Annotated in this window: 23 protein-coding genes and 1 riboswitch; of the genes, 11 read left to right on the forward strand and 12 right to left on the reverse strand. The window is 74.7% G+C overall.

The features are described 5' to 3' along the window. Nucleotides 1-9 precede the first annotated feature (9 nt). From cobI to ACIP67_RS36835, 9 genes are all read right to left on the reverse strand, one after another. Nucleotides 10-741 carry a precorrin-2 C(20)-methyltransferase gene (gene cobI / locus ACIP67_RS36795; protein WP_401697772.1) on the reverse strand — a complete coding sequence of 244 codons (732 nt, stop codon included), beginning with the start codon at nt 739-741 and terminating at the stop codon, nt 10-12. Next, on the reverse strand, nt 738-2,138 hold the full coding sequence (locus tag ACIP67_RS36800; RefSeq protein ID WP_401697774.1) for a cobyrinate a,c-diamide synthase: 1,401 nt from the start codon (nt 2,136-2,138) through the stop codon (nt 738-740). The genes cobI and ACIP67_RS36800 overlap by 4 nt, the downstream gene beginning before the upstream one ends. After that, a complete protein-coding gene (gene cobO, locus ACIP67_RS36805; protein WP_401697775.1) occupies nt 2,132-2,731 on the reverse strand; it encodes a cob(I)yrinic acid a,c-diamide adenosyltransferase in 600 nt (199 codons plus the stop codon). Before cobO ends, ACIP67_RS36800 begins: the two co-directional genes overlap by 7 nt. Then, nucleotides 2,731-4,803, reverse strand: coding sequence for a putative cobaltochelatase (locus ACIP67_RS36810; RefSeq protein ID WP_401697776.1), 2,073 nt, complete (start codon nt 4,801-4,803; stop codon nt 2,731-2,733). Before ACIP67_RS36810 ends, cobO begins: the two co-directional genes overlap by 1 nt. A gap of 169 nt (nt 4,804-4,972) precedes the next feature. Next, entirely contained in the window at nt 4,973-8,626 is a 3,654-nt protein-coding gene (gene cobN, locus ACIP67_RS36815) for a cobaltochelatase subunit CobN (RefSeq protein ID WP_401697778.1), read from the reverse strand. Then, nucleotides 8,623-10,131 (reverse strand): cobyric acid synthase, encoded by a 1,509-nt coding sequence (locus ACIP67_RS36820; RefSeq protein WP_401697780.1) that lies wholly within the window; start codon nt 10,129-10,131, stop codon nt 8,623-8,625. Before ACIP67_RS36820 ends, cobN begins: the two co-directional genes overlap by 4 nt. Further along, nucleotides 10,128-11,072 (reverse strand): cobalamin biosynthesis protein, encoded by a 945-nt coding sequence (locus tag ACIP67_RS36825; protein WP_401697782.1) that lies wholly within the window; start codon nt 11,070-11,072, stop codon nt 10,128-10,130. Before ACIP67_RS36825 ends, ACIP67_RS36820 begins: the two co-directional genes overlap by 4 nt. 99 nt (nt 11,073-11,171) lie before the next feature. Next, nucleotides 11,172-11,292, reverse strand: a riboswitch (cobalamin riboswitch). Nucleotides 11,293-11,506: 214 nt separating this feature from the next. Beyond that, nucleotides 11,507-11,728 carry a hypothetical protein gene (locus tag ACIP67_RS36830; protein WP_401697784.1) on the reverse strand — a complete coding sequence of 74 codons (222 nt, stop codon included), beginning with the start codon at nt 11,726-11,728 and terminating at the stop codon, nt 11,507-11,509. A 34-nt stretch (nt 11,729-11,762) separates the two neighbouring features. Further along, nucleotides 11,763-13,019 carry an anion permease gene (locus ACIP67_RS36835; RefSeq protein WP_401697786.1) on the reverse strand — a complete coding sequence of 419 codons (1,257 nt, stop codon included), beginning with the start codon at nt 13,017-13,019 and terminating at the stop codon, nt 11,763-11,765. A gap of 148 nt (nt 13,020-13,167) precedes the next feature. On the opposite strand from ACIP67_RS36835, the gene ACIP67_RS36840 reads away from it, so the two are divergent. From ACIP67_RS36840 to ACIP67_RS36850, 3 genes are all read left to right on the forward strand, one after another. After that, nucleotides 13,168-13,860 carry a class II aldolase/adducin family protein gene (locus ACIP67_RS36840; RefSeq protein ID WP_401697788.1) on the forward strand — a complete coding sequence of 231 codons (693 nt, stop codon included), beginning with the start codon at nt 13,168-13,170 and terminating at the stop codon, nt 13,858-13,860. A gap of 282 nt (nt 13,861-14,142) precedes the next feature. Further along, nucleotides 14,143-15,270 carry an alpha/beta hydrolase family protein gene (locus tag ACIP67_RS36845; protein WP_401697790.1) on the forward strand — a complete coding sequence of 376 codons (1,128 nt, stop codon included), beginning with the start codon at nt 14,143-14,145 and terminating at the stop codon, nt 15,268-15,270. A gap of 320 nt (nt 15,271-15,590) precedes the next feature. Beyond that, nucleotides 15,591-17,024, forward strand: coding sequence for a hypothetical protein (locus tag ACIP67_RS36850; RefSeq protein WP_401697792.1), 1,434 nt, complete (start codon nt 15,591-15,593; stop codon nt 17,022-17,024). Nucleotides 17,025-17,068: 44 nt separating this feature from the next. Here the strand turns inward: ACIP67_RS36850 and ACIP67_RS36855 are convergent, their stop codons facing one another. Next, on the reverse strand, nt 17,069-17,482 hold the full coding sequence (locus ACIP67_RS36855; RefSeq protein ID WP_401697794.1) for a VOC family protein: 414 nt from the start codon (nt 17,480-17,482) through the stop codon (nt 17,069-17,071). A 231-nt stretch (nt 17,483-17,713) separates the two neighbouring features. Between ACIP67_RS36855 and ACIP67_RS36860 the strand changes: the two genes are divergently transcribed. The 3 genes from ACIP67_RS36860 (at nt 17,714) to ACIP67_RS36870 (ending at nt 20,834) form a co-directional block, all read left to right on the forward strand. Next, a complete protein-coding gene (locus ACIP67_RS36860; RefSeq protein WP_401697796.1) occupies nt 17,714-19,312 on the forward strand; it encodes an ABC-F family ATP-binding cassette domain-containing protein in 1,599 nt (532 codons plus the stop codon). A 335-nt stretch (nt 19,313-19,647) separates the two neighbouring features. Then, nucleotides 19,648-19,869 (forward strand): helix-turn-helix domain-containing protein, encoded by a 222-nt coding sequence (locus ACIP67_RS36865; RefSeq protein ID WP_004002281.1) that lies wholly within the window; start codon nt 19,648-19,650, stop codon nt 19,867-19,869. Between the two features lie 161 nt (nt 19,870-20,030). Then, nucleotides 20,031-20,834: an enoyl-CoA hydratase/isomerase family protein gene (locus ACIP67_RS36870; protein WP_401697798.1), complete on the forward strand. Its 804-nt coding sequence runs from the start codon at nt 20,031-20,033 to the stop codon at nt 20,832-20,834. Nucleotides 20,835-20,943: 109 nt separating this feature from the next. On the opposite strand, the gene ACIP67_RS36875 is transcribed toward ACIP67_RS36870, so the two are convergent. Beyond that, on the reverse strand, nt 20,944-21,687 hold the full coding sequence (locus ACIP67_RS36875) for a nucleopolyhedrovirus P10 family protein (RefSeq protein WP_401697800.1): 744 nt from the start codon (nt 21,685-21,687) through the stop codon (nt 20,944-20,946). An 87-nt stretch (nt 21,688-21,774) separates the two neighbouring features. Between ACIP67_RS36875 and ACIP67_RS36880 the strand changes: the two genes are divergently transcribed. Genes ACIP67_RS36880 through amaP form a run of 5 tightly spaced genes read left to right on the forward strand, consistent with a single transcriptional unit; the run spans nt 21,775 to nt 24,125 of the window. Further along, the gene (locus ACIP67_RS36880) at nt 21,775-22,257 is read left to right on the forward strand and encodes an Asp23/Gls24 family envelope stress response protein (protein WP_401697801.1); all 483 of its coding nucleotides are present in this window, start codon (nt 21,775-21,777) and stop codon (nt 22,255-22,257) included. Nucleotides 22,258-22,292: 35 nt separating this feature from the next. Beyond that, the gene (locus ACIP67_RS36885) at nt 22,293-22,478 is read left to right on the forward strand and encodes a hypothetical protein (protein WP_389524663.1); all 186 of its coding nucleotides are present in this window, start codon (nt 22,293-22,295) and stop codon (nt 22,476-22,478) included. Further along, nucleotides 22,475-22,894 (forward strand): Asp23/Gls24 family envelope stress response protein, encoded by a 420-nt coding sequence (locus tag ACIP67_RS36890; RefSeq protein WP_401697803.1) that lies wholly within the window; start codon nt 22,475-22,477, stop codon nt 22,892-22,894. Before ACIP67_RS36885 ends, ACIP67_RS36890 begins: the two co-directional genes overlap by 4 nt. Further along, a complete protein-coding gene (locus ACIP67_RS36895; RefSeq protein WP_401697804.1) occupies nt 22,891-23,541 on the forward strand; it encodes a DUF6286 domain-containing protein in 651 nt (216 codons plus the stop codon). The genes ACIP67_RS36890 and ACIP67_RS36895 overlap by 4 nt, the downstream gene beginning before the upstream one ends. Then, complete coding sequence (amaP, locus tag ACIP67_RS36900) at nt 23,538-24,125, forward strand: alkaline shock response membrane anchor protein AmaP (protein ID WP_401697806.1); 588 nt, start codon at nt 23,538-23,540, stop codon at nt 24,123-24,125. The genes ACIP67_RS36895 and amaP overlap by 4 nt, the downstream gene beginning before the upstream one ends. A 512-nt stretch (nt 24,126-24,637) precedes the next feature. Here the strand turns inward: amaP and ACIP67_RS36905 are convergent. Beyond that, on the reverse strand, nt 24,638-25,393 hold the full coding sequence (locus ACIP67_RS36905; RefSeq protein ID WP_401697807.1) for an SDR family oxidoreductase: 756 nt from the start codon (nt 25,391-25,393) through the stop codon (nt 24,638-24,640). Nucleotides 25,394-25,397 lie beyond the last annotated feature (4 nt).

Here is a 25,397-nt window from a genome sequence, read left to right on the forward strand (position 1 = left end):
CGGCCGGACTCACAGCTTGCCGCCCCGCCCGCCGTCGCGCCGGGCCGGCGCGATGAGCGTGGAGAGGTAGGGGAGGGGCTCCGCACCGAGGTCGGCGGCGGGCCGGACGGACTCCTCGGGCAGCCCCAGCGAGGCCCCCCACACGGCGTCCTCCAGCCGCCCGGTCTCCCGCAGCGCCTCGGCGACCTCGGCGGCCTGCCGCCCGAACTTGTAGGCGACGACGGTGCCCGGCCCGGCCAGCGCGTCCTTCAGCACGGCGGACCCCGCGGTCACCGGCACCAGCGTCAGCGGCTCGGTGCCCTCCGTGAGCACGGCCCCCGACCGCGCCGCCAGGTCCTGCATGGCGGTGATCCCGGGAACGGTCTCCACGACCACCCCCGGCACCGCCCCGGCGACGGTCTGGGCGAGATACGTGAACGTCGAGTACACGTTGGGGTCCCCGATGGTCGCGAACGCCACACTGCCGTGCCGGCGCAGCAGCGCGGCCACCCGCTCCCCGGCGGCGTCCCAGGCGGCCTCCCGGCGCGCCCGGTCGCTGCGCTCGTTCAGCGCGAACACCACCCGGACGACCTTCTCCCCGGGCACGTAGTGCAGCACGGTCGCCTCGGCCCGGCCGCGCTCCCCGCTGTCCATGACCGGCACGACCACGACCTCGGCCGCGCGCAGCGCGTTGACGCCCTTGACGGTCACCAGCTCCGGATCGCCCGGACCGACCCCCACTCCGATCAGCTTGCTGCTCATGACGTCCGGCACCTCTCCACGAACCGACGGGCCGCACCGGGCTCGGCCGCCCAGTGCGTGTGCAGATAACTCGCGTGCACACCCTGCTGTACAAAACCTTCGACCTGCCGCCGCGGGACGCGCAGCCCCCAGGCGGGATCCGCCCCCGAACCCGGCTCGACGACCGTCCGGTGGAACTCGTGCCCCCGCATCCGCGTCCCCGCCGCGGCCAGCACACTGTCGCTCACCGCCACCGCGTCCCGGTACCCGAGCGTGAGCCGCTCCGACATCCGGGCGGTGGCGTCCAGCACCCCGCACATCGGCCGGCCGTCCAGCTCCCGGCACAGATAGAGCAGCCCCGCGCACTCGGCGGCGACCGGGGCGCCGCTCAGCGCGAGCTCCGCGACCGCCGTGCGCAGCGGCTCGTTGGCGGACAGCTCGCCGGCGTACACCTCGGGGAAGCCGCCACCGATCACCAGGCCGCCCGTCCCCTCGGGCAGCCGCTCGTCGCGGAGGGGGTCGAAGGGGACGACGTCGGCACCGGCGGCGGTGAGCAGCTCGGTGTGCTCGGCGTAGGAGAAGGTGAACGCGGGGCCGCCGGCGACGGCGACCCTCACCTCGCCCCCGGGGGCGGCCGCCCCCGGGGACGGGGAGGACGGGGGCGGAGGGGGCGGACCGGCCACGGCCCCGGCCGCGTCCCAGGCCGCGCACGACAACGCGCCGGACCCCCGGGCCAGCGCCACCAGCCCCTCCAGATCGCAGCCCGCACTCACCTGCGCGGCCATCGCGGCCACCGCCTCGACCGCCGCGGCCCGCCGCTCGGCGACCGGCACCAGCCCGAGATGCCGCGACGGCGTGTCCACCTGCCGCACCCGCCGCAGGACACCGAGCACCGGCACCCCGGCCGACTCCAGCGCCTCCCGCAGCAGCTCCTCGTGCCGGTCCGACCCCACCTTGTTCAGGATCACGCCGCCGATCCGCACCTCCGGGTCCCAGGTCACGAACCCGTGCACCAGCGCGGCGACGGACCGGGACTGCGACGACGCGTCCACGACCAGCACCACCGGCGCCCGCAGCAGCTTCGCCACCTGGGCGGTGGACGCCAGTTCGCCCTCGCCCGCGGCCCCGTCGTAGAGCCCCATGACCCCTTCGACGACGGCGATGTCGCACCCGCGGGCCCCGTGCAGGAACAGCGGCGCGACCAGCTCGGGCCCGCACAGGTAGGCGTCCAGGTTGCGCCCCGCGCGCCCGGTCGCGAGCGCGTGGTACCCGGGGTCGATGTAGTCCGGCCCGACCTTGTGCCCGGACACGGCGAGCCCCCGCGCGGCGAGCGCGGCCATCAGCCCCGTGGCCACGGTGGTCTTGCCGCTGCCCGAGGAGGGCGCGGCGACGACCAGCCGGGGCACCGAACTCACCACTCGATGCCCCTCTGGCCCTTCTGCCCGGCGTCCATCGGGTGCTTGACCTTGGACATGTCGGTGACGAGGTCGGCGAGGTCCACCAGCTGCGCGGGCGCGTTCCGCCCGGTGATCACGACGTGCTGGGTGCCCGGCCGCGCCCGCAGCACCTCCACGACCTCGTCGGTGTCGACCCAGCCCCAGTGCATCGGGTACGCGAACTCGTCGAGCACGTACAGCCGGTACGTCTCGGCGGCCAGGTCGCGCTTGACCTGCTCCCAGCCCTCGCGGGCCTTGTCCTCGTTGTCCATCTGCGCGTCGCGCTGGACCCAGGACCAGCCCTCGCCCATCTTGTGCCAGTCGACGCTGCCGCCCTCGCCGGAGGCGCCGAGGACCCGCAGGGCGTTCTCCTCGCCGACCTTCCACTTCGCCGACTTGACGAACTGGAACACCCCGATGGGCCAGCCCTGGTTCCAGGCGCGCAGCGCCAGCCCGAAGGCGGCGGTGGACTTGCCCTTGCCGATGCCCGTGTGTACGACGACCAGCGGCCGGTTGCGCCGCTGACGCGTCGTCAGACCGTCGTCCGGAATCACACTCGGCTGTCCCTGCGGCACTACGCGGCCCTCCTCGACGTTCCCTGCACATCCCTGACCAGCCCGGCGATGGAGTCCGCCCGCAGCTCGTCCAGCGTCACCGCCGTACCGCCCAGCTCGTCCGCGAGCCGTCCGGCGAGTCCCAGCCGCACCGGCCCCGACTCGCAGTCCACGACCACCGAGGCGACCGACTCCGCCGCGAACAGCCGCGCCGCTCGCGAGGCCAGCGCCACCGGCTCGGGGCCGCCGGTGGCCCGCCCGTCGGTCACCACCACGACCAGGGCCCGGCGCGCCGGGTCCCGCAGCCGCTCCACCCGCAGCACCTCGTGCGCCTTGAGCAGCCCCGCCGCGAGCGGTGTCCGCCCGCCCGTCGGCAGCGACTGAAGCCGGACCGCCGCCGCGTCCACCGACGAGGTCGGCGGCAGCGCGACATCGGCCGCCGACCCGCGGAAGGTCACCAGCCCCACCTTGTCCCGCCGCTGGTAGGCGTCGAGCAGCAGTGACAGCACGGCGCCCTTCACGGCGCCCATCCGCTGCCGCGCCGCCATCGACCCGGAGGCGTCCACGACGAACAGCACCAGGTTGCCCTCGCGCCCCTCCCGCGTCGCCTGCCGCAGATCGTCCCGGCGGATCACCAGCCCCGGCCCCGACCGGCCGCGCGCCCGCTGGTGCGGGGCGGCGGCCAGCACGGTCGCCGCCAGGTGCAGCTTGGTCAGCGCACCCCGGGGCCGCCGGGCCCCGGTGGTCCGCCCGTGCTCGGTCCGCGCCCGCGAGCGCCGTCCGGCGGCCCCGTCGCCGAGACCCGGCACGCTCAGCACCTTCGTACGGAACGGCTCCGAGGCCCGCGCGGGCCGCTGCTCATCCGACCCGGCTCCGGACGGCCGGGGCTCCCGGCCCTCCCCGGCCTCCGGCCGCGCGGCGGCATCGCCCCCCTCGGTGCCCCCCGAGGTGCCCTCCGAGGGGCCCCCCGAGGTGCCCCCCGAGGTGCCCTCCGAGGGCCCGTCCGACGGCGGGCGCCCGCCACCGCCGCCGGGCCCGTCGGGATCGGGGTCGTCGTTGCCCTCGCCCTCGCCCTCGTCCTGCCCGCCGAACCGCTCCAGCGTCTCGTCCAGCTTGTCCTCGTCCAGCCCCGGCGCGTCGAACGGGTTGCGCCGCCGCCGGTGCGGCAGCGCCAGCAGCGCGGCCTGCCGCACGTCCTCCGCCAGCACCTGAGTCCGCCCGGCCCACGCGGCCAGCGCCGTCGCCGTGCGCGCCATCACGATGTCGGCGCGCATGCCGTCCACCTCGAAGGCCGCACAGGTCGCCGCGATCTGCCGCAGCGCCCCGTCGCCGAGCCGCACCGACGGCAGCAGGTCCCGCGCCGCCGTGATGCGGGCCCGTACGGAGGCTTCCTCGTCCGCCCAGCGCGCGGCGAAGCCGTCCGGGTCGTCGTCGTACGCCAGCCGCCGCCGGACGACCTCCACCCGCTGCTCGGGTTCCCGCGAGGCCGCGACCTCCACGGTCAGCCCGAACCGGTCGAGCAGCTGCGGCCGCAGCTCGCCCTCCTCCGGGTTCATCGTGCCGACGAGCAGGAAGCGGGCGGCGTGCCGCACGGAGACGCCCTCGCGCTCCACGTACGAGGCGCCCATCGCCGCCGCGTCCAGCAGCAGGTCGACCAGGTGGTCGTGGAGGAGGTTGACCTCGTCGACGTAGAGGATCCCGCGGTGCGCGTCGGCGAGCAGGCCCGGCTCGAACGCCTTCACGCCCTCGGCGAGGGCCCGTTCGATGTCCAGTGCGCCCACGAGCCGGTCCTCGGAGGCGCCGACGGGCAGCTCGACCATCCGCGTCGGCCGGGACTCGAAGGCCCCCGGCTCGTGCGGGCCGTCCGGGCAGCCGGGGTCGGGGGAGCCGGGGTCGCAGGAGAAACGGCACCCGGAGACGACGTCGACCCGCGGCATGAGCGCCGACAGGGCGCGCACGGCCGTGCTCTTCGCGGTCCCCTTCTCTCCGCGCACCAGGACGCCGCCGACCGCCGGCGACACGGCGTTCAGCAGCAGCGCGAGCCGCAGGTCGTCCTGGCCGACGACGGCCGTGAACGGGAACGGGGTGGTCACTGCGCGCTCACTCCTTCGGGTGCTTCTTGCGGCGACGGCAGCTTCTGCGTCGGCGACGCAGCCATCATCGAGACCTGGTCCTCGCCGTCGCGGGGGTGGTCCGACGTACTCGGCACGCAGTTACTCGTACATCCAGTGGTCCCCGCCGTCGCGGGGGTGTTGAGGGCGCTCATTCGTCGCCCTCCAGATCTCCCTCAAGTTCGAGGTAGGTCGCTCGGAGCCGGTCCAGGGTCTCCTGGTCCGGCTCCGCCCACAGCCCCCGGTCCGCCGCCTCCAGGAGCCGTTCCGTGATGCCCCTCAGCGCCCACGGGTTGGACTTCCGCATGAACTCCTGGTTCTCCGCCGAGAAGACGTACTCAGACGCGAGCCGCTCGTACATCCAGTCGTCCACCACCCCGGCCGTGGCGTCGTACCCGAACAGGTAGTCCACCGTGGCGGCCATCTCGAAGGCCCCCTTGTAGCCGTGCCTTCTCATCGCGCTCATCCAGCGCGGGTTGACCACCCGCGCCCGGAACACCCGGTGCGTCTCCTCGCCCAGCGTCCGGGTCTTCACCTGGTCGGGCGTGGCCGAGTCGCCGACGTACGCCTCCGGGGAGGCGCCCGTCAGGTGCCGGACCATGGCGACCATGCCGCCGTGGTACTGGAAGTAGTCGTCGGCATCGACGATGTCATGCTCCCTGGTGTCGACGTTCTTCGCCGCCACCGCGATCCGCCGGAACGCCGTCTCCATGTCCCCGCGCGCGGCCCGCCCGTCGAGTCCGCGCCCGTAGGCGTAGCCGCCCCACACCGCGTACACCTCGGCGAGGTCCGCGTCCGAGCGCCAGTTCCGCGCGTCGATCAGCGGCAGCAGACCGGCACCGTACGCGCCCGGCTTGGAGCCGAAGATCCGGGCGGTCGCCCGCCGCCGGTCGCCGTGCGCGGCCGTGTCCTCCTCGACGTGCGCCCGCACGTAGTTGGACTCGGCGGGCTCGTCCAGCCCGGCCACCGCCCGGACCGCGTCGTCGATCAGCCCGACGACGTGCGGGAAGGCGTCCCGGAAGAAGCCGGAGATGCGGACCGTGACGTCGATGCGGGGCCGGCCGAGCTCCGCGAGTGGGACGACCTCGAACCCGGTCACCCGGCGCGAGGCGTCGTCCCACACCGGACGGCAGCCCAGCAACGCCAGGATCTCGGCGATGTCGTCGCCCTGGGTGCGCATCGCCGACGTGCCCCAGACCGTCAGGCCGACGGACTTCGGGTACGCGCCGGTGTCCTGGAGGTACCGCTGGACGAGGGAGTCGGCGAGCGACTGCCCGACCTCCCAGCTGAGCCGCGAGGGAATGGCCTTGGGGTCGACGGAGTAGAAGTTCCGCCCGGTCGGCAGGACGTTGACCAGCCCGCGGGTGGGGGAGCCGGACGGTCCCGCGGGGACGTAACCGCCGTCCAGGGCGCGCAGGACGTTCCCGATCTCGTCGGTGGTGCGGGCCAGCCGCGGCACGACCTCGGCGCAGGCGAACTCCAGCACGGCCACGGCGTCCGGGAGTTCGGCGCCGATCACCTCACGGACCAGGCCCGGGACGGCCGCGGTGTCCCACCCGCGCGACTCCGAGCCCTCGGCGAGCCGCCGGCACAGCTGCTCCAGCAGGTCGATCGCGTCGGCGGCCGTGCGCGACGGCCCCGCCACCAGGTCCGTCAGCTCGACGGGCACCTTCACCGGCGCCCCCGGCTCGGCGAGCAGCTCCTTCTCCACCAGCCCGAAGTGCGCGGCCAGCGAGGCCCGCAGGCCCGGCAGCGCGTTCGCCTGCCCGCCCCACACCTGCGAGGCCCGCAGCACCGCGAGCACCAGGTTCACCCGCGGCTCACCGACCGGGCCGCCGCCCAGGACGTGCAGCCCGTCCCGGATCTGCACGTCCTTGATCTCGCACAGGTAGCCGTCGATGTGCATGACGAACTCGTCGAAGTCGTCGTCGCCCGGCTGCTCGGCCACGTGCAGGTCGTGGTGGAGCTCAGCCGCCTTGACCAGCGTCCAGATCTGGGCGCGCACGGCCGGCGCCTTGACCGGGTCCAGGTCGGAGACGAGCGCGTACTCGTCGAGGAGCTGCTCCAGCTTCGCCAGGTCGCCGTAGGTGTCGGCGCGCGCCATCGGCGGCACCAGGTGGTCGACGACGGTGGCGTGTCCGCGCCGCTTGGCCTGGGTGCCCTCGCCGGGGTCGTTGACGATGAAGGGGTAGACCAGCGGGAGTTCACCGAGGACGGCGTCCGGGGCACAGCCGCCGCTGAGGCCGAGCCCCTTGCCCGGCAGCCACTCCAGCGTGCCGTGCTTGCCCATGTGGACGACCGCGTCGGCGCCGAAACTGTTCTCCAGCCACCGGTACGCGGCCAGGTAGTGGTGCGACGGCGGCATGTCGGGGTCGTGGTAGATCGCGATCGGGTTCTCGCCGAAGCCGCGCGGCGGCTGGATCATCACCACGACGTTCCCGAACCGCAGGGAGGCCAGCACGATGTCGTCCCCGTCGACGTACAGCGAGCCCGGCGGCTCCCCCCAGGCCTCCAGCATCGCCTCCCGCAGCTCCGGGTCGAGCCGGTCGAACCAGGCCCGGTAGTCGGCCAGCGGCACCCGGGCCGGCGCGGCGGCGAGCTGCTCCTCCGTCAGCCACTCCACGTCGTGCCCGCCGGCCTCGATGAGCCGGTGGATCAGCTCGTCGCCGCCGGACGGGTACTCGGTCAGCGCGTACCCCGCGTCCCGCAGCGCGTCCAGGACCCGCACCGCCGACGCGGGGGTGTCGAGGCCGACCGCGTTGCCGACGCGGGAGTGCTTGGTCGGGTAGGCGGTGAAGACGAGCGCGATCCTTTTCTCGGCGTTCGGCTTGTGCCGCAGCCGGGCGTGCCGGACGGCGATCCCGGCGACCCGGGCGGCCCGCTCGGGGTCGGCGACGTACACCGGCACGTCGTCGGGCCCCTGCTCCTTGAAGGAGAACGGCACGGTGATCAGCCGCCCGTCGAACTCCGGGATGGCGACCTGCATCGCCGCGTCCATGGGGGACAGGGCGGCGTCGGAGGCGTCCCAGGCGGCCCGGGAGGAGGTCAGGCAGAGCCCCTGGAGGACGGGCACGTCGAGGTCGGCCAGGGCACCGATGTCCCAGGCCTCCTCGTCGCCGCCCGCCGATGCCTGCGAGGCGTGCGTGCCGCCGGCGGCGAGGACGGTGGCGACGAGCGCGTCGGCCCGGCCGAGGATCTCGTACAGCGCGGGGTCCGCGCCCCGCAGCGAACCGCAGTACACGGGCAGCGCGTTGGCACCCCGCGCCTCGATCGCCTCGCACAGCGTGTCCACGAAGGCGGTGTTGCCGCTCAGCTCGTGGGCCCGGTAGAAGAGCACGCCGACGGTCGGCCGGCCCGCGACGAGGTCCCGCTCCCCGCGCACCCCGAACTCGGGCATCGTGCGCGGCTCGTCGAACCCCTCGCCGGTCAGCAGCACGGTGTCCGACAGGAACCGCGCCAGCTCGGTCAGGTTGGCCGGGCCGCCCTCGACGAGGTACCTGAGGGCCTCCGCGACGACACCGGCGGGCACCGACGACTCGGCCATCAGCTCGGCGTCGGGCACGCTCTCCCCGCCGAGCAGCACGGTCGGGATCCCGGACGCCCGCAGCGCGGCCAGCCCGTCCTCCCAGGCCCGCTTGCCGCCCAGCAGCCGTACGACGGCGAGGTCGGCGCCCTCGAGCAGCCCCGGGAGGTCCCGCTCGACGTCCACCCGGGTCGGGTTGCCGATCCGGTAGGAGGCGCCGGAGGCGGACCGGGCCGCCAGCAGATCGGTGTCGGCGGTCGACAACAACAACACTGTGCTCATGCGGGCGCTCCCGGTGGAATGAAAGGCAGTCCTTGCGGCGCGCCCGACTCGATGAGCCGCCGGAGCGCGTCGGTGTCCGCGTGCTGTTCGATCAGGTCGCCGAGCCGGTCGAGCTGCTCCTCGCGCAGCGCGGCGAACGAGGTGCCGGCGGCGGGCACGAAGCGACGGCCCGCGGCGGCCGCCACCTCGCGCAGGAAGGCCCGCCGGAATCCGTCCGACTCCAGCGAACCGTGCCAGTGCGTGCCCCAGACCTGCCCGACCCGGCAGCCGTCGAGGAAGGGCTCCCCGCCCAGGACCTCGGCGACCCCGTGGTGGATCTCGTAGCCCTCGACCGGCTCCCCGAGGGCCTCCCCGACGGGCCGGGTGAGGGTCTTCTCCCGGGCGAAGCGCACACGTACGGGGAGGACGCCGAGCCCGTCCACCCGCCCCCGGCGGCTCTCGACCTCGTCGTCGATGCGCTCGCCGAGGAGCTGGAAGCCGCCGCAGATGCCGAGGACGGGCCGCTGTTCGGCCGCCCGGCGGACCAGGGCGTCGGCCAGCCCCCGCTCCCGCAGCCACTCCAGCGCCCGCACGGTCCCCCGGGTGCCGGGGACGACCACGAGGTCGGCGTCGGCCAGTTCCTCCGGCCGGTCCACGAACCGCACCACGACGCCCGGTTCGGCGGCCAGCGCGTCGACGTCGGTGAAGTTGGACATGTACGGCACCGCGCAGACGGCGACCCGCAGCACGTCCTCCCCGACGGGAGGCGCGACGGCCGACTCCCGGACCGTGCCGCGCAGCGACACCCCCATTCCGTCCTCCTCGTCGATGCCGAGCCCGTGCCGGAACGGCAGCACCCCGTACGTCCGCCGCCCGGTCAGCCCGTGCAGCATGTCCAGGCCCGGCTCCAGCAGCGAGACGTCGCCGCGGAACTTGTTGACGAGGAACCCGGCGACGAGCGCCTGGTCCTCGGGGGAGAGCAGGGCGACGGTCCCGAAGAACGACGCGAAGACGCCGCCCCGGTCGATGTCGCCGACGACGAGCACGGGCAGCCCGGCGCCCCGCGCGATCCCCATGTTCACGATGTCCGTCCGCCGCAGGTTGATCTCGGCGGGAGAACCGGCCCCCTCACAGATCACCGCGTCATACGTGCCCCGCAACGTCTCGAGGCACTCCAGCACGGTCCCGAGCAGCTGCCGCTGCCGTCCCCCGTGGTACCCGCGGGCGCTCATCTCGCCGACCGGTTTCCCGAGCAGCACGACCTGGCTGCTCTGCTCGCCACCGGGCTTGAGCAGCACGGGGTTCATCAGCGCGGTCGGCTCCACCCGGCATGCCTGGGCCTGCATGGCCTGGGCGCGCCCGATCTCGGCGCCCTCCCGTGTCACGAACGAGTTCAGCGACATGTTCTGCGCCTTGAAGGGCGCGACCTTCACTCCCTGCCGCACCAGCCACCGGCAGATCCCGGCGGTGACGACGCTCTTGCCGGCGTCGGAGGTGGTGCCGGCGACGAGGAGACCCCCGCTCATGACGTACGCCCCTTCGCGACGAGGCGCGCGGCGACGGTGACGCCGAGCGCGAGGAGGCCGACACGGCGGGAGAGCCGCGCGGCGCGTTCGATGTCCCGCGCGGCCACGGGCCGCCCGGCCGGCCCGTTGAGCACGGGCCGGTGCTCGACCCGGCCGCCGTAGGACAGGGTCCCGCCCAGCCGCACCCCGAGGGCGCCGGCGAAGGAGGCCTCCACCGGGCCGGCGTTCGGGCTGGGGTGCTTGCGCGCGTCGGCCCGCCAGGCCCGTACGGCCCCGCGGGGATCGTCCCCGGCGACGGCGGCGAGGACGGCCGTCAGCCGTGCCCCCGGCCAGCCGGCGAGGTCGTCCAGGCGTGCCGAGGCCCAGCCGTAGCGACGGTGACGCGGAGACCTGTGGCCGACCATGGCGTCGAGGGTGTTGACGGCCCGGAAGCCGAGCAGCCCCGGCACGCCGCCCACGGCGCCCCACACCAGCGCGCCGACCACGGCGTCGGAGGTGTTCTCGGCGACGGACTCGACGACGGCGCGGGCGATCCCGTCCGCGTCCAGGGCCTGCGGGTCCCGCCCGCACAGATGCGGCAGCCGGGCCCGCGCGCCCTCGACGTCCCCCGCCTCCAGACACCGCCCGATGGTCCGGGCCTCGCGCACGAGGGAGGTCCCGCCGACGACGGCCCAGGTGGCGGTGGCGGTCAGGGCGACGGAGGCGGCGGCCGACGACCGGACGGCGCGTGCGGCGCCGGCGCCCAGGGCCACGGCCCCGCCGACGCACACGGCGGTGTGCAGCGCGCCCCACCCGCGGTGGTCGTGCCACAGCACCCGCTCCACGCCGGCCGCGGCCCGCCCGAACACGGCGACCGGATGTCCCCGGCGCGGATCGCCGAGGAGCAGGTCCCCCAGGAGGCCGGCGGCGGCGCCGTACGCGTGAACGCGATCGGCACCCATCGGCTCAGCCGGCCGCGGGGTCGGGCAACGACCGGGTACGTGACCTCGAACGGCAGCCGAGCATGGCGATATGTCCTCACTCAGGGTGTCCACGCCCTGGTTCGACGAGACCGGCGACGAGAGTTCCTGGCTCCCGGGGGTGTCTACCCCGGTGACAGTGGCGGGACCGCGCCGGATTCACACCGGCTTCCTCTTCCTGTCGCCGTACATGGCTCCGGCAGTCCACCACGGGCCCGGAACGGCCGTCAACTTGGTGTTGACCTGCACGGGGAGAGTGTGCAGAACCCCACACCGGCCGTCCGGGACGGCCCGCGTGGACGTGTGTCCGCCCCGCCGGGACCGCCGGTGAGGCGGACGCCGACAGGGCGGGGGAGAGAGGGACGGGAGGGGGAGGAGAGGGAGTGGGGGAGGGGCGGGGACCCGTGGCGCGTGGCTCAGGCCACGATCAGCGAGATGCCGTACGCCACCGCGGCCGCGCACGCGGCGAAGCACGCGTACGCGCCGGTGACCGCGAGCGCGGCCGTCCCGCCCTGCGCCGCGGCCCGCTCGCGCCGCGACAGGCCCATGATGCCGAGGGTGAAGAGCGTCACCAGGGCCACCGTGACCACGAGGCTGACGCCGAAGACGGAGCCCAGGGCCGCCCAGTCGATCTTCATGATGCTTCTCTTCCTTCGTGCCGGGTGGGCGGGCTCAGGCGGCGGGAGCCGTCGGCTCGGTGGCGATGGCCGGTGCGGCCGGCGTCGGGACGGCGGCGATCGGCCCGTCCGGGATCGTGCCCGCCGGGACCGTGCCCGCCGGGGGCGGGGTGACGGCCGCGATCGCCGTGGTGACCACGCCGGCCGGCTCGTCGGTGCCGTTGACGTTCGACGCGTCCACGACCTCGTTCCGGGACCGCTTCCAGATCGCGGCGCTGGAGGCGACGAGGAAGACCGCGACAAGGCCCGTGCCCCAGGCGCCGAGGCCGGTGACGTACTCGGCGAGCGCGCCGACGACGGCCGCGGCCGGCAGGGTCAGGCCCCAGGCGACGAACATCCGGGTGGCCGTCGACCAGCGGACGACGCCGCCCTTGCGGCCCAGCCCCGCGCCCATCACCGCGCCGGAGACCGAGTGCGTGGTGGAGAGGGAGAAGCCGAGGTGGGAGGAGGCGAGGATGACGGTGGCCGCGCTGGTCTGGGCGGCGAAGCCCTGCTGCGGCTGGAGGTCGGTCAGGCCCTTGCCCATGGTGCGGATGATGCGCCAGCCACCCAGGTAGGTGCCGAGCGCGATGGCGAGGCCCGCGGAGAGGATGACCCACATCGGCGGGTCGGAGTCGGGGGCGACGGCGCCGCCGGCGACCAGGGCGAGGGTGATGATGCCCATCGTCTTCTGCGCGTCGTTGGTGCCGTGGGCGAGGGAGACCAGGCCCGCCGAGGCGATCTGGCCGGCCCGGTAGCCCTTCTCGGCCGCCTTGCCGTCGGCCTTCCGGCCGAGCGTGTACGACAGGCGGGTGGCGAACATCGCGGCGACGCCCGCCACGATCGGGGCGGCGACCGCCGGGAGCAGCACCTTGGTGACGAGCACGTCGCCGTGGACCGCGCCGACGCCCGCCGAGGCGATGGTGGCGCCGATCAGACCGCCCATGAGGGCGTGCGAGGAACTGGAGGGGAGTCCGACCAGCCAGGTCAGAAGGTTCCAGAGGATCGCGCCGACCAGGGCGGCGAAGATGACCTCGGGACGGATGCCGGTCTCGTCGACGAGACCCTTGGAGATCGTGTTGGCGACCTCCACCGAGAGGAATGCGCCTACAAGGTTGAGCACGGCGGACATGGCCACCGCGACCTTGGGCTTGAGTGCGCCGGTCGAGATGGTCGTGGCCATCGCGTTGGCGGTGTCGTGGAAACCGTTCGTGAAATCGAACGCGAGTGCGGTTACCACCACAATCGCGAGGATCAGCGAGAAGTTTTCCATTTACCCAGGCAATCGTTCGAGGTCATTGGCTGGATGAACGTAGGTAACCTGGGTGAACGGAAGGTGAACTGAGTCGGGCTTCGTGATGACTGTCTGCGGAGTCTCGTATTCCGGCCGTCCGGGCGCCGCCCCTGGCAGGATCATGGGCATGGCTGAACTGCGACGTGACCCCCGCCACGACACCGCCGGCACACCGGGGACGGAGGAGGCCCTGGCCTGGGCGGACCTGCTGGCGACGGCCCGCCGCACCGCCGCCGACGGGCTGGTCGTCGGCACCTCCGGCAACGTCTCGGTCCGGGTCGGCGACACCGTGCTCGTCACCCCCTCCGGCGTGCCCTACGACCGCCTCACCGCCGACGACATCACCGGCGTCCGCCTCGACGGCCGGCAGGTCCTCGGCACCCTGGTCCCCACCAGCGAACTGCCGATGCACCTCGCCGTCTACCGCACCACCGACGCCCGCGCCGTCGTCCACACCCACGCCGTGCACGCCACGGCCGTCTCCACCCTCGTCACCGAACTCCCGTCCGTGCACTACATGGTCTGCGCCCTCGGCGGCTCCGTCCGGGTCGCCCCCTACGCGACCTACGGCACCCGAGAACTGGCGGACAACATGCTCCGGGCCCTCGACGGCCGCACCGGCTGCCTCCTCCAGAACCACGGCACCCTCACCTACGGCGCCACCCTCGACCAGGCCTACGACCGCACCGCCCAGCTGGAGTGGATGTGCCGGCTGTGGCTCACCGCGTCCTCGGTGCCCGGCCTCACCCCGACCCTCCTGACACCGGAGCAGCTGTCGGCGGTGGCGGAGCGGCTGGGGGGCTACGGGCAGCGGCCCTGACCGGGCGGCCCACGGCACGCCGTGCTCCGGCGCGTGGCGCGTGTTCCGGCCCGTGGCGCGCCGTGCTCCGGCACCCGTCCCGCGCCGTGCTCCGGCGCGTGGCGCGTGTTCCGGCCCGTGGCGCGCCGTGCTCCGGCACCCGTCCCGCGCCGTGCTCCGGCCCCTGGCGCGCCGTGCTCCGGCCTCTGGAACGCCGTGCTCCGGCTTCTGGCACGACGCCGTGCTCCGGTCCGTCCCGTGCCACCACTGGCCGGTCGGACGATCGGCCGGGACACTGGACGGGTGCGCACTGTCACCGCGACGGCCGCCGCCGTCACCGCAGCCCTGGCCGCCGGCGCCGCCAGTGTCGCCGCCGGCCGGTTCGCCAGCGACGCCGCGCTCAAGGCGCCGCCCGGCCGCCCCCTGCCCACCGAACCCCGGCTCACCGTGCACGGCACCGCCGCCGGCCAGATCGTGCTCACCCGCGACCTGGCCACCCTGCGGCCCGGCACCTACGGCCTCGCCGGGAACGGCTCCCACGCGGTCGTCGGCCCGGTCCTGGCCACCGCGCCCCCCTCCGCCGACACCGTCGTCCGCCGCCTGGAACGCGTCACCCACGGCACGCTGAGCCCCGGCGACGCGGTGTGGCTCACCCCGAACCTGTACGTCGGCACCCCGAGCGGCGCGCTCGGCCTCGACCACGCCGACGTCCACGTCCCCGGCGAGCTCGGACCGCTGCCCGCCTGGTTCGTCCCCGGCGCCCGCCGCACCTGGGTGATCGCCGTGCACGGCCTGGGCACCACCCGGGAGCACGCGCTCAACCTCGCCCGCTTCCTGCACCGCCGGGGCTTCCCGGTGCTCGCCCTCGCCTACCGCGGCGACCTCGGCGCGCCCCGCCCCCCGGACGGCCTCAACCACCTCGGCGCCACCGAGTGGCGGGACGTCGACGCGGCCCTGCGCTACGCCGCGCGCCACGGCGCCGAACGCGTCGTCCTGCTCGGCTGGTCCACCGGCGCCACCATGGCCCTGCGGGCCGCCGCCCACTCCGGTCTGCGCGACCTCGTCTCGGGGCTGGTGCTGGACTCCCCGGTACTCGACTGGCAGGCCACCCTGCGCGCCCTCGCCGCCGCCCGCCACACCCCCGGCGCGCTGCTGCCCCTCGCCGTCCGCGCCGCGCAGGGCCGCACCGGCCTGGACGCCCACCACCCCGACGAGGCGGCGGACCCCATCCGCCTGCGCGTCCCGGCCCTGGTCCTCCACGGCCCCGACGACACGGTCGCCCCCTGGGAGGCCACCCGCCGGCTCGCCGCCCGGCGCCCCGACCTCGTCACCCTCCACCCAGTCCGGCAGGCCCCCCACGCCGCCATGTGGAACGCCGACCCCGCCGCCTACGAGGAAGTCCTCCGCCGCTTCCTGACCCCGCTGATGTGACCTCCGCCGCAGGGCAGCGCGGCGGGGCTCCGCCAAGGGGCCGCCACCCTCCCCGCCCGCGGGCCACCCTGCCCGTTGCCGAGGGGCACCATCGTCCCGCCCGAGGCGCCGCCGCCTCCTTCCGCTCACCGGCACCAGGCGTCCCCGCGCCCCCGCGCGCACCGGGCCGCGCACCCCGTCCCGAAGGTTCCGTTTAACCCCGTACCAGTGGCTTGATCACGTCTCCTCACCCGTCTCCGGCCCCCGTCCCGGGACCGGGTCCCCGCCCTGCCAGGGCATTCCGTTTGGGTTTTCGGACCGTCAACCGGAAGACTGCACCCGTGACGTCCCGTATCCCGCGCGACTCCAGGCTTCGACTCGTCCGCCCGCGACCCCTGGCCGCCGCCCCCACAGCTGTGAACCAGCGGCGCCCGCGCCGCCCCGCACCCCGCCCGCCGGAGGGCACGCCGGCCCGGGCCGAACTGGCCGGAATGGCGCGCTCGAGGCTCGCCGCCGCCGCCCGCGTCGCCCGCTGGGCCGACGCCGCCCTGGGCCCCGGCCGCAACGGAGCGACCGACGACGGCAAGGCCACCTTCTCCGACACGACCGCCGAACGGGCGGCGGCCGATCTCGGCCTCACCCCGGCGCAGGTGCGCGCCGACTGGGACACCGCCCGGCTCGCCGGCCTCGTCGAGGTGCACGGCGACAGCGCCCGCCCCGGCTGGCGCCTGCGCGCCTGGGACCGCGACGACAGTGCGGTGCTGCGCGGCTGGGTGGCCCTGTTCGACGCCTGGTCGCTCGCCACCCCCGAGCCCCGGGAACAGGAACCCGGCGCCGTCGCCGAGGTCGTCTCCGCCATGCCGCAGGTCCTCTCCTTCCTCCAGCTGTCCGCCGGACCCGTCCCGGTGGACCAGCTCCTCGACCTCCTCGGCCAGCGCGTCACCGAACTGCGCACCGAACGCTGCGAGGTCTCCTACGGCCCCGAGGCCGCCACCGCGAAACCCGAGGCCCCGGCCTCCTCCGCCGACGCCGACCCGGCGGAGGAGGCCAGGGCCCCGGAACTCGCCCCGCTCCTCGACTGGGCCCTGGACGCCCTCGCCTCCGTCGGTGCCCTCACCTGCGGCGACGGACAGGCCACGCTCACCCCGCTCGGCAGCTGGGCGGTCTGGGTCAAGCTGGAGCAGATCTGCGTGGCCGCGCAGAGTCCCGCCGGCAACATCGAGGTCGCCGCCGAGGAGATGCTCCGCGGCTGCGCCCAGCTCCGCCCGAACGCGGCCCGCGCCGAGTACCGGGCCTGGCTCGCCGCCCGGCCCGTCGGCAGCGCCGTCACCGAGCTGCTGTCGGCCGCCCGCGGCGAGGACGCCCTGCTGCGCGGCCTCGCCTTCGAGGCGCTGCGCGTCGTCGGCGCCCCTGCCGAACCCGACGTCAGCGCCGTCGTCGAGGAGCCGGCCCTGAGGCCGTACGCCCTGCTCTGGCTCGCCGAGCACGACGGCGCCGACCCCGAGGACGCGCACGAGGTGCTCACCCGCGAGGAGGCGACCTGGCTGTGGGTCGACACCGCGGCCGCCGTCGCCGACCACGGCGAGGCGCCGATGCTGGTGCGGCACCTGGAGTCCGCGGTGCAGCCGACCGTCCCCGCGCTCCTGAACGAGGTGCGCGCCGTCGGACACCCGCGCACCGTGCAGGTCCTGGTCGCGCTCGCCGCCGCGCACCCCGACCCGGCGCTGGCCAAGGCCGTCCGCCGGGCCGCCTTCCAGGTCCACACCGGGGGCTGACCCCGACAGGGCCTACGGCCCCCCCGACGGCTCGGGGGCGGCCGTCAGCCCTGCACCTCGGGCGTGTACGTGCCGAAGCTCCAGATGTTGCCCTCGGCGTCCCGGGCCATGTAGTCCCGGGAGCCGTAGTCCTGGTCCGTCGGGGGCATCAGGATCTCCGCGCCGTGCTCCACGGCCCGCCGGTGGTGGGCGTCGACGTCGTCGACCACGACGTACACCCCCGCCGGGCCGGCGTCCTTCATCGCCGTGTCGAAGACACCGCCGCGCCCCTTCGAGCCGAGCATCACCGCGCCGTTGCCCTGCACCAGCTCGGCGTGGAGCACGGAGCCGTCCTCCCCCTCGTACACCGACAGCTCGGTGAAGCCGAACGCCTCGGTGAGCTGCCGGATCGCCGCCTTCGCGTCCCGGTACAGCACTGTCGGGAAGATGCTCGGACGCCCGCCGTTCGTCCCTGCCATGCCGATCACTCCCTCGTGATCCCGCCGGAATCCCTCATCCGCCGCCCAGTCTGGCAGCCGGCACCGACAACGCCCCGGAACGGCGCCCCGCCAAGATCGAACACCCGAACCAGAAAAACTGGTTGCACAACCCCGTTAGACTGGCCCCCATGGCCATTCTCCTCGCGCATTAGACGGCGGGAACGTCCTCAGCCGCCCATCCCGCCAACGACCCCGCACAGGAGTCTGACCGTGATCTCCGCCTCCGGCATCGAGCTGCGCGCCGGTGCCCGCATCCTCATCGAGAACGCCTCCTTCCGCGTCGCCAAGGGCGACCGCATCGGCCTGGTCGGCCGCAACGGCGCCGGCAAGACGACCCTGACCAAGGTCCTGGCGGGCGAGGGCATCCCCGCCGGCGGCCAGGTCACCCGCTCCGGCGAGGTCGGCTACCTCCCGCAGGACCCCCGCACCGGCGACCTCGACGTCCTCGCCCGCGACCGCATTCTCTCCGCGCGCGGCCTCGACGTCCTGATCCGCAAGATGCGCGAGAACGAGCAGCGCATCGCGGGCGGCCAGGGCTCCACCCGCGAGAAGGCGCTCAAGCAGTACGAGCGCCAGGAGACCGAGTTCCTCACCAAGGGCGGGTACGCCGCCGAGGCCGAGGCCGCCACCATCGCCGCCGCGCTCAACCTGCCCGACCGCGTGCTCGGCCAGCCCCTGCACACGCTCTCCGGCGGTCAGCGCCGCCGGGTCGAGCTGGCCCGCATCCTGTTCTCCGACGCGGACACCCTGCTCCTCGACGAGCCGACCAACCACCTCGACGCCGACTCGATCGTCTGGCTGCGGGACTACCTCAAGACCTACCGCGGCGGCTTCATCGTCATCTCCCACGACGTCGACCTGGTCGAGACGGTCGTCAACAAGGTGTTCTACCTGGACGCCAACCGCTCCCAGATCGACGTCTACAACATGGGCTGGAAGCTCTACCAGCAGCAGCGCGAGGCCGACGAGAAGCGCCGCAAGCGCGAGCGCGCCAACGCCGAGAAGAAGGCCGCCGCACTGCATTCGCAGGCCGACAAGATGCGCGCCAAGGCCACCAAGACGGTCGCCGCGCAGAACATGGCCCGCCGCGCCGACAAGCTGCTCTCCGGCCTGGAGGCGGTCCGCGTCTCCGACAAGGTCGCCAAGCTCCGCTTCCCCGAGCCCGCGCCCTGCGGCAGGACCCCGCTGATGGCGGAGGGCCTGTCGAAGTCGTACGGCTCGCTGGAGATCTTCACCGACGTCGACCTGGCCATCGACAAGGGCTCCCGGGTCGTCATCCTCGGCCTCAACGGCGCCGGCAAGACCACCCTGCTGCGCCTGCTCGGCGGAGTGGAGCGGCCCGACACCGGCAAGGTCGTCCCCGGCCATGGCCTCAAGCTCGGCTACTACGCCCAGGAGCACGAGACCCTGGACCCGGACCGCACGGTCCTGGAGAACATGCGCTCCGCCGCGCCCGACATGGACCTCGTCGAGGTCCGCAAGGTGCTCGGCTCGTTCCTATTCTCCGGCGACGACGTCGACAAGCCGGCCGGCGTCCTCTCCGGCGGTGAGAAGACCCGTCTGGCCCTGGCCACCCTCGTGGTCTCCTCCGCCAACGTGCTGCTGCTCGACGAGCCCACCAACAACCTCGACCCGGCCAGCCGCGAGGAGATCCTCGGCGCGCTGCGCACCTACAAGGGCGCCGTCGTCCTAGTCACCCACGACGAGGGCGCCGTCGAGGCCCTCCAGCCCGAGCGGATCATCCTGCTCCCCGACGGTGTCGAGGACCTGTGGGGCTCCGACTACGCGGATCTCGTCGCCCTGGCGTGATCGAACGGGTGATCCACGGCGTATGGATCATTCGGCCTACCGGTGATCCATCATCTGTGTGAGATCTCCTCGTATCGAGGTGTGTCCTACACCCATCTCCCGGCCGATCCCTTTGTCGACAAGGGATCGGCCGTCGTGCGTCCCTGACCTGGCACTTCTCGAATGCCCCCGTTCGGCCCCACGAACGCCGCCGCGCGGAATGGCGGATTCCACTTGTGGGGACGTGCTCCTGTCGTCACAACCCTGTCGCACGGACCTTGCCGAATGGGTGGCCATCACGCCCCGGAGGGGTGATCATGAGGAGACCAGAGCGCACTTCCCATGAGGAGGCACGGGTGGCCGAGACTCTGAAGAAGGGCAGCCGGGTGACCGGCGCCGCGCGCGACAAGCTCGCGGCAGACCTGAAGAAAAAGTACGACTCCGGTGCGAGCATCCGGGCACTGGCCGAGGAAACCGGCCGCTCGTATGGCTTCGTCCACCGGATGCTCAGCGAGTCGGGCGTCACGCTTCGTGGGCGTGGCGGTGCGACGCGGGGCAAGAAGGCCGCCTCGTCCTGATCCCGGGCGGCCCACCGGCTTCGATGGTGGCCACCCGGTCGATCTCCCCCCGGGCCCGTGAGGGGCCCGGGGGATCCGTGGACCGGCCGGGTGGTTACTGTGCAGTCACTTAGCGATGCTTCCCGCATCGCTCCGCGGACCGCACCCATCGGAGGCGCCCCATGGCTTCGCCCGACCAGGAACTCGCTCCCCTGCTCGACCAGGACGGCGTACGGCTCACCGTCGACGACGCGCTCGCCACGGTGACGCTGACCAACCCGGCCAAGCGCAACGCGCAGAGCCCCGCCCTGTGGCGCGCGCTCGCCGAAGCCGGGCGCCGGCTGCCGGGCTCCGTCCGGGTGGTCGTGCTGCGCGGCGAGGGCAAGTCCTTCTCCGCCGGGCTCGACCGGCAGATGTTCACGCCCGAGGGGATCGAGGGCGAACCCTCCTTCATCGACCTCGCGCGCAGTGGCGACGCCGAACTCGACGCCGCCATCGCCGGGTTCCAGGAGGGCTTCACCTGGTGGCGACGGAACGACCTGGTGTCGATCGCCGCCGTCCAGGGCCACGCCATCGGCGCCGGCTTCCAGCTGGCGCTCGCCTGTGACCTGCGCGTCGTCGCCGACGACGTGCAGTTCGCGATGCGCGAGACCAGCCTCGGACTGGTGCCCGACCTCACCGGTACGCACCCCCTCGTCAGCCTGGTCGGCTACGGCCGGGCCGTCGAGATGTGCCTGACCGGCCGTTTCGTGCACGCGGAGGAGGCGGTCGGCTCCGGCCTCGCCACCGTCGCCGTGCCCGTGGCCGAGCTGGACGCGACGGTGCGCGACCTGGCCACGGCGATCCTGGCCGCGCCCAGGGACGCGGTCGTCGAGACCAAGGCACTGCTGCGCGGCGCCGGCGACCGCACCTACGACGAGCAGCGGGCCGCCGAACGCGCCGCCCAGGCCCGACGGCTGCGGGATCTGGCGGGCGTCGGTGAATGAACGGGCAGGAGCGCACGGGCGCGCGGTCGCCGCACGCACGCACCGGTGAACGGGCGCCGGTGAAGGGGCGCGCGCCGGTGGCCGAGCGTGCGCCGGTGCACGAGCGGGCTCAGCTCACCGCGGTGACCAGCACCGCCACCGTCGGCTGCTGATCCCGCAGCACCTCCGCGACCGCGCCGCGGACCTCCCGGGCCACATCCAGGGCCCGGTGGTCCGCCCCCACCCCGAACTCCACGCGCGCGTGGGAGCGCGGCAGCGCGGCGGCCGTCCCGCCCCGCCGCGCCTCGATCCGCACCGCCCGTCCGAGCGCGGCCGTCAGCCCCGTCACCCCCGGCACGGCGAGAACCGCCGCGGCGACGCGCGCCTCGTCCCCCTCCCCGGCCGCCCCCGACAGCCGCAGGACGACCCGGCCGCCCGGCACCCACTCCGGTTCCCGGCCCCCCGCATCCTCCTCGCCCCGGTCGAGGAGGGCCGTCACCCGCAGGTCCACCTCCGCCACCTCCAGCCCGAGCCGCTCCGCCGCGACCGTCGCCAGCGCCGTCCGCAGCCGGGCCGCGACGGCCGGCAGGGGCTCGGCGGCCTCCGCGGCGAAGTCCGCCGTCACCCGGAGCGGCCCCGGCGGCAGCGCGCTCGGCGGCGCCGGGACGACCGGCTCGTACCCGCCCTCCGGATCGGCCGGCGCGATCCGCAGCACCCCCAGGCGCACGCCCCCCAGTCCCCCCACCGCCCGGCGCAGCACCACCTCCGCCGCGCTCTCCGCGATCCAGGCGCCGTCCCGCGGCCCACCCAGAGGGAGCAGCCTGCCCAGACCGAGCTGGTCCCGTACCGCACGCGTCCATCTGTCCGCCGTCATTCCTCCAGCCTGCCCCATCCCTGGCGCGCGCCCGGGCAACCGCGCTTACCGTGGTCGAAGGAATACGACCGAAAAGGACGTACGGTGATGAGCGAGACATCGGAGCAGAACCGGACGCAGACCCCGGACGTGGGAACCGATCCGGCGCAGACCCGCAGGCCCACCAGGCGCGGCGGGGGCGCCCCGGGCAGCCGGGGCCGCACCACCATCGCCGACGGAGTCGTGGAGAAGATCGCCGGACTGGCGGCACGGGACGTCGTCGGCGTCCATGCCATGGGCAGCGGTCTCAGCCGCACCATCGGCGCGGTGCGGGAGCGGGTGCCCGGCGGGTCGAAGTCGGTGACCCGGGGCGTCAAGGCCGAGGTCGGCGAGGTGCAGACCGCGCTCGACCTGGAGATCGTCGTCGACTACGGCGTCGCCATCGCGGACGTCGCCCGGGACGTGCGGGAGAACGTGGTCGCGGCCGTGGAACGGATGACCGGGCTGGAGGTCGTCGAGGTCAACATCGCGGTGAGCGACGTGAAACTGCCGGAGGAAGAAGAAGAGGAACCGGAAACCCGGATCCAGTGACACGCCACCCGGGCGACCGGTGAGGGGAGACCACCTTGAGCATGGCCGTGGTCGGCTTGATCGCCGGCATGGCGCTGGGCTTCGCCGGGTACTTCGGCGGGTTCGGGGCTTTTCTGCTGGTGGCGGCGCTGGGCGCCGTCGGCTTCGTCGTCGGCCGGTTCCTGGAAGGGGACCTGGAGCTCGGCGACCTCTTCCGCACGCGTGACGGCCGCCGCCGGTGACCTCCGTGAGCGTGGGAAACGACGCGCCCGGCCGGGGTCCGGACGTCGTCCCGCCGCGGGAGCGCGGCGCGACGCGGATCGCCGACCGGGTCGTCGCCAAGGTGGCGGCCCAGGCCGCCCGGGAGGCGGTGGGCCCCCTGCCGCCGGAGGCCGCGCGCCCGCACGCCACCATCGTCGTACGCCCCCACTCCTCCCACCGTTCGAGCGGGGGGACGCCCGTCGAGGCCGCCCACATCAGCGTCCACCTCGAACTCGGCTATCCGGCCGACATCGGCCCGCGCTGTCACGCGGTGCGTCGTCATGTCACCGAGCGGGTAGGCGCGTTGGTGGGAATGGAGGTGCCGGAAGTCGCCGTCAGGGTCGAACGGCTGCATCCGACGGCGGCACACGGCGTGGCACACGGGAGGACGCGATGAGCGAGCCCCGGGGCTCCGAGGGCACCACACAGCGGCTACCGGTCCTGGAGAAGACACCCGACGACGCACCGCAGACACCGGAGACCGAGCCCGCTCCCGCGGCGAGCAGCGGCCGCTTCTGGTCGGCGCGCCGCGTCCCGGCGGCCGTCGTCGCCCTCGTGCTCCTGGGCCTCGCGGGCGCGTTCCTGTACGACATCGCCGCCGTCCGCGCCGACCGGCCCGCCCTCCAGGCGCGCCGGGAACTCGCCCGGCAGCTCGCCGAACGGCCCCTGGACGACACCTGGGTGCTCGTCGGCGCGGGCGGCGCCGTCGCCGTCGGCCTGTGGCTGATCGTCCTCGCGATGACGCCGGGCCTGCGCGACGTGCTGCCCATGCGGCGCAGCCGGCCGGAGGTCCGCGCCGGTCTCAGCCGCGGCGCCGCCGCGCTGGTGCTGCGCGACCGGGCCATGGAGGTCGCCGGTGTGCAGTCCGTGCGGGTCCGCGTCGGCCGCCGCAGGGCCGACGTCCGCGCGGTCTCCCACTTCCGGGACCTGGACGACGTACGCGCCGACCTGGACGCCGTGCTCGGTGACGCGGTCCGTGGTCTGGGCCTGGCCCGTCCGCCCGCGCTGAAGGTGCACGTGCGCCGGCTCGGCGGAAAGGGGTGAGGGCGGTGCTCAGAACGGTCGACCGGGTGGTGCTGGGGCTCGTGGGCCTCGTCCTGCTCGCCCTCGGCGGCGCGGTGCTGGCCGTCGGCCTCGGCGTCTCCCCGCCCTCCTGGTGGATCCACGACGGTCCCCACGACGTGCTCCTCAGCACCGCCGAGCGCACCCACTGGCGTGGCGAGGCCTGGTGGTGGCCGGCCGTGCTCGCCGCCCTCACGGTCCTCGTCCTGCTCGCCCTGTGGTGGCTGGTCGCGGTCCTGCGCCGCCACCGGCTCGGCGAGGTCCTCGTCGACACCGGCGACGGCGCGGGCGCCCTGCTGCGCGGCCGGGCCCTGGAGGGGGTCCTGGCCACCGACGCGACCCGTCTGGACGGCGTGGCCCACGCCCACGCCCACCTGACGGGCCGCAGGGACGCCCCCGAGGTCCGCGTCCGTCTCCTGCTGGAGCCGCACGTCGACCCGGCGGACGCCCTGCACCACCTGACGGCCGACTCCCTGACCCACGCCCGGGACTCCGCGGCCCTGGGCTCCCTCCCGGCGGAGGTCCGCCTGCGCACGGCCAGACACAAGGCCGAACGGGTGAGCTGAGCGGCCCGCGGTCCGTCGGCGCACCGCGGGCCGGGTGGGCCGACGGACCGGGACGGGGTGGGCCGGCGCACCGCGGCGGGGTGGGCCGGCGGACCGGGGTGCGATCCCGCCCGACCGGGCCCGCCGGGCCGGTCCGTACGCGGACCGGCGGGCGGGCTGACGTAGGACCGGCGGGCGGGCTGACGTAGGACCCGCCGGCCGGAGGACCGGGGCGCGGTTCCGCTGCTCCGGCGGGCCGGGCCCGCCGGGCCGGTGCACACGCGGACCGGCCGACCCGTCGACCGACGAACCCCGGCGTCCGGCGCCGCGCTCTCCAGGGGCCGCGCCCGGCCTTGCCGGCCGGAGCCCGCGACCGCGGCCCCTCCGGCCTGCCGGAGCCGTTCGGCCGTCCGGACGGTGCCGTGCCGCCGGTCGGAGTCCGTGCCGTCTCGCCGGTCGTACGGCGGGCGCGGCCCGCCGGGCCGCGCCCGTGTGTCCTCCGGTCGGCCGGGAGGCGGGCGTCGGCCCCGTGCTCAGAAGCCGTGCCGCATGCCGCCGTCGACCGGCACCATGATGCCGGTGAGGTAGGAGGCACCCGGGGACAGCAGGAACGCCGCCGTCCTGCCGAACTCCTCCGGCCTGCCGTACCGCCGCAGCGGGATGCGGGACTCGTGGGCGGCCCGCGTGGCCTCCGGATCGGCCGACAGGCCGTCCAGCTCGCGCACGCGGTCCGTGTCGATCCGCGCCGGCAGCAGGCCCACGACTCGGACGCCCCGCGGTCCCAGCTCGTCCGCCAGCGACTTCGCGAACCCCGCGAGCCCCGGCCGCAGCCCGTTCGAGATCGTCAGCCCGGGGATCGGCTCGTGCACCGAACCGGACAGCACGAACCCGATGACACCACCGTCCTCCAGCTCGGCGGCGGCCGCCCGCGCGAGCCGGACGGCGCCGAGGAACACCGACTCGAACGCCGCCTGCCACTGCTCGTCGGTGTTGTCGGCGACGAACCCCGGCGGCGGGCCGCCGACGCTGACGAGCACGCCGTCGAAGCCGCCGAAGTGCTCGCGGGCCGTCGCGATCAGCCGCGCGGGCGCCTGCGGGTCGGCGTTGTCGACGGCCACCCCGACCGCGTTCGGCCCCAGTTCCCGCGCCGCGTCGGCGGTGCGCTGCGCGTCCCGCCCGGTGACGACCACCTTCGCGCCGTCGGCGACCAGCTCGCGCGCGGCGGCGTTCCCGAGGCCGCGCGTGGCCCCGGTGACGACGTACACCCGGTCCCTCAGTCCAAGATCCATGCCC

This window comes from Streptomyces sp. NPDC088812 (genome assembly GCF_044750285.1).
Lineage (GTDB): Bacteria > Actinomycetota > Actinomycetes > Streptomycetales > Streptomycetaceae > Streptomyces.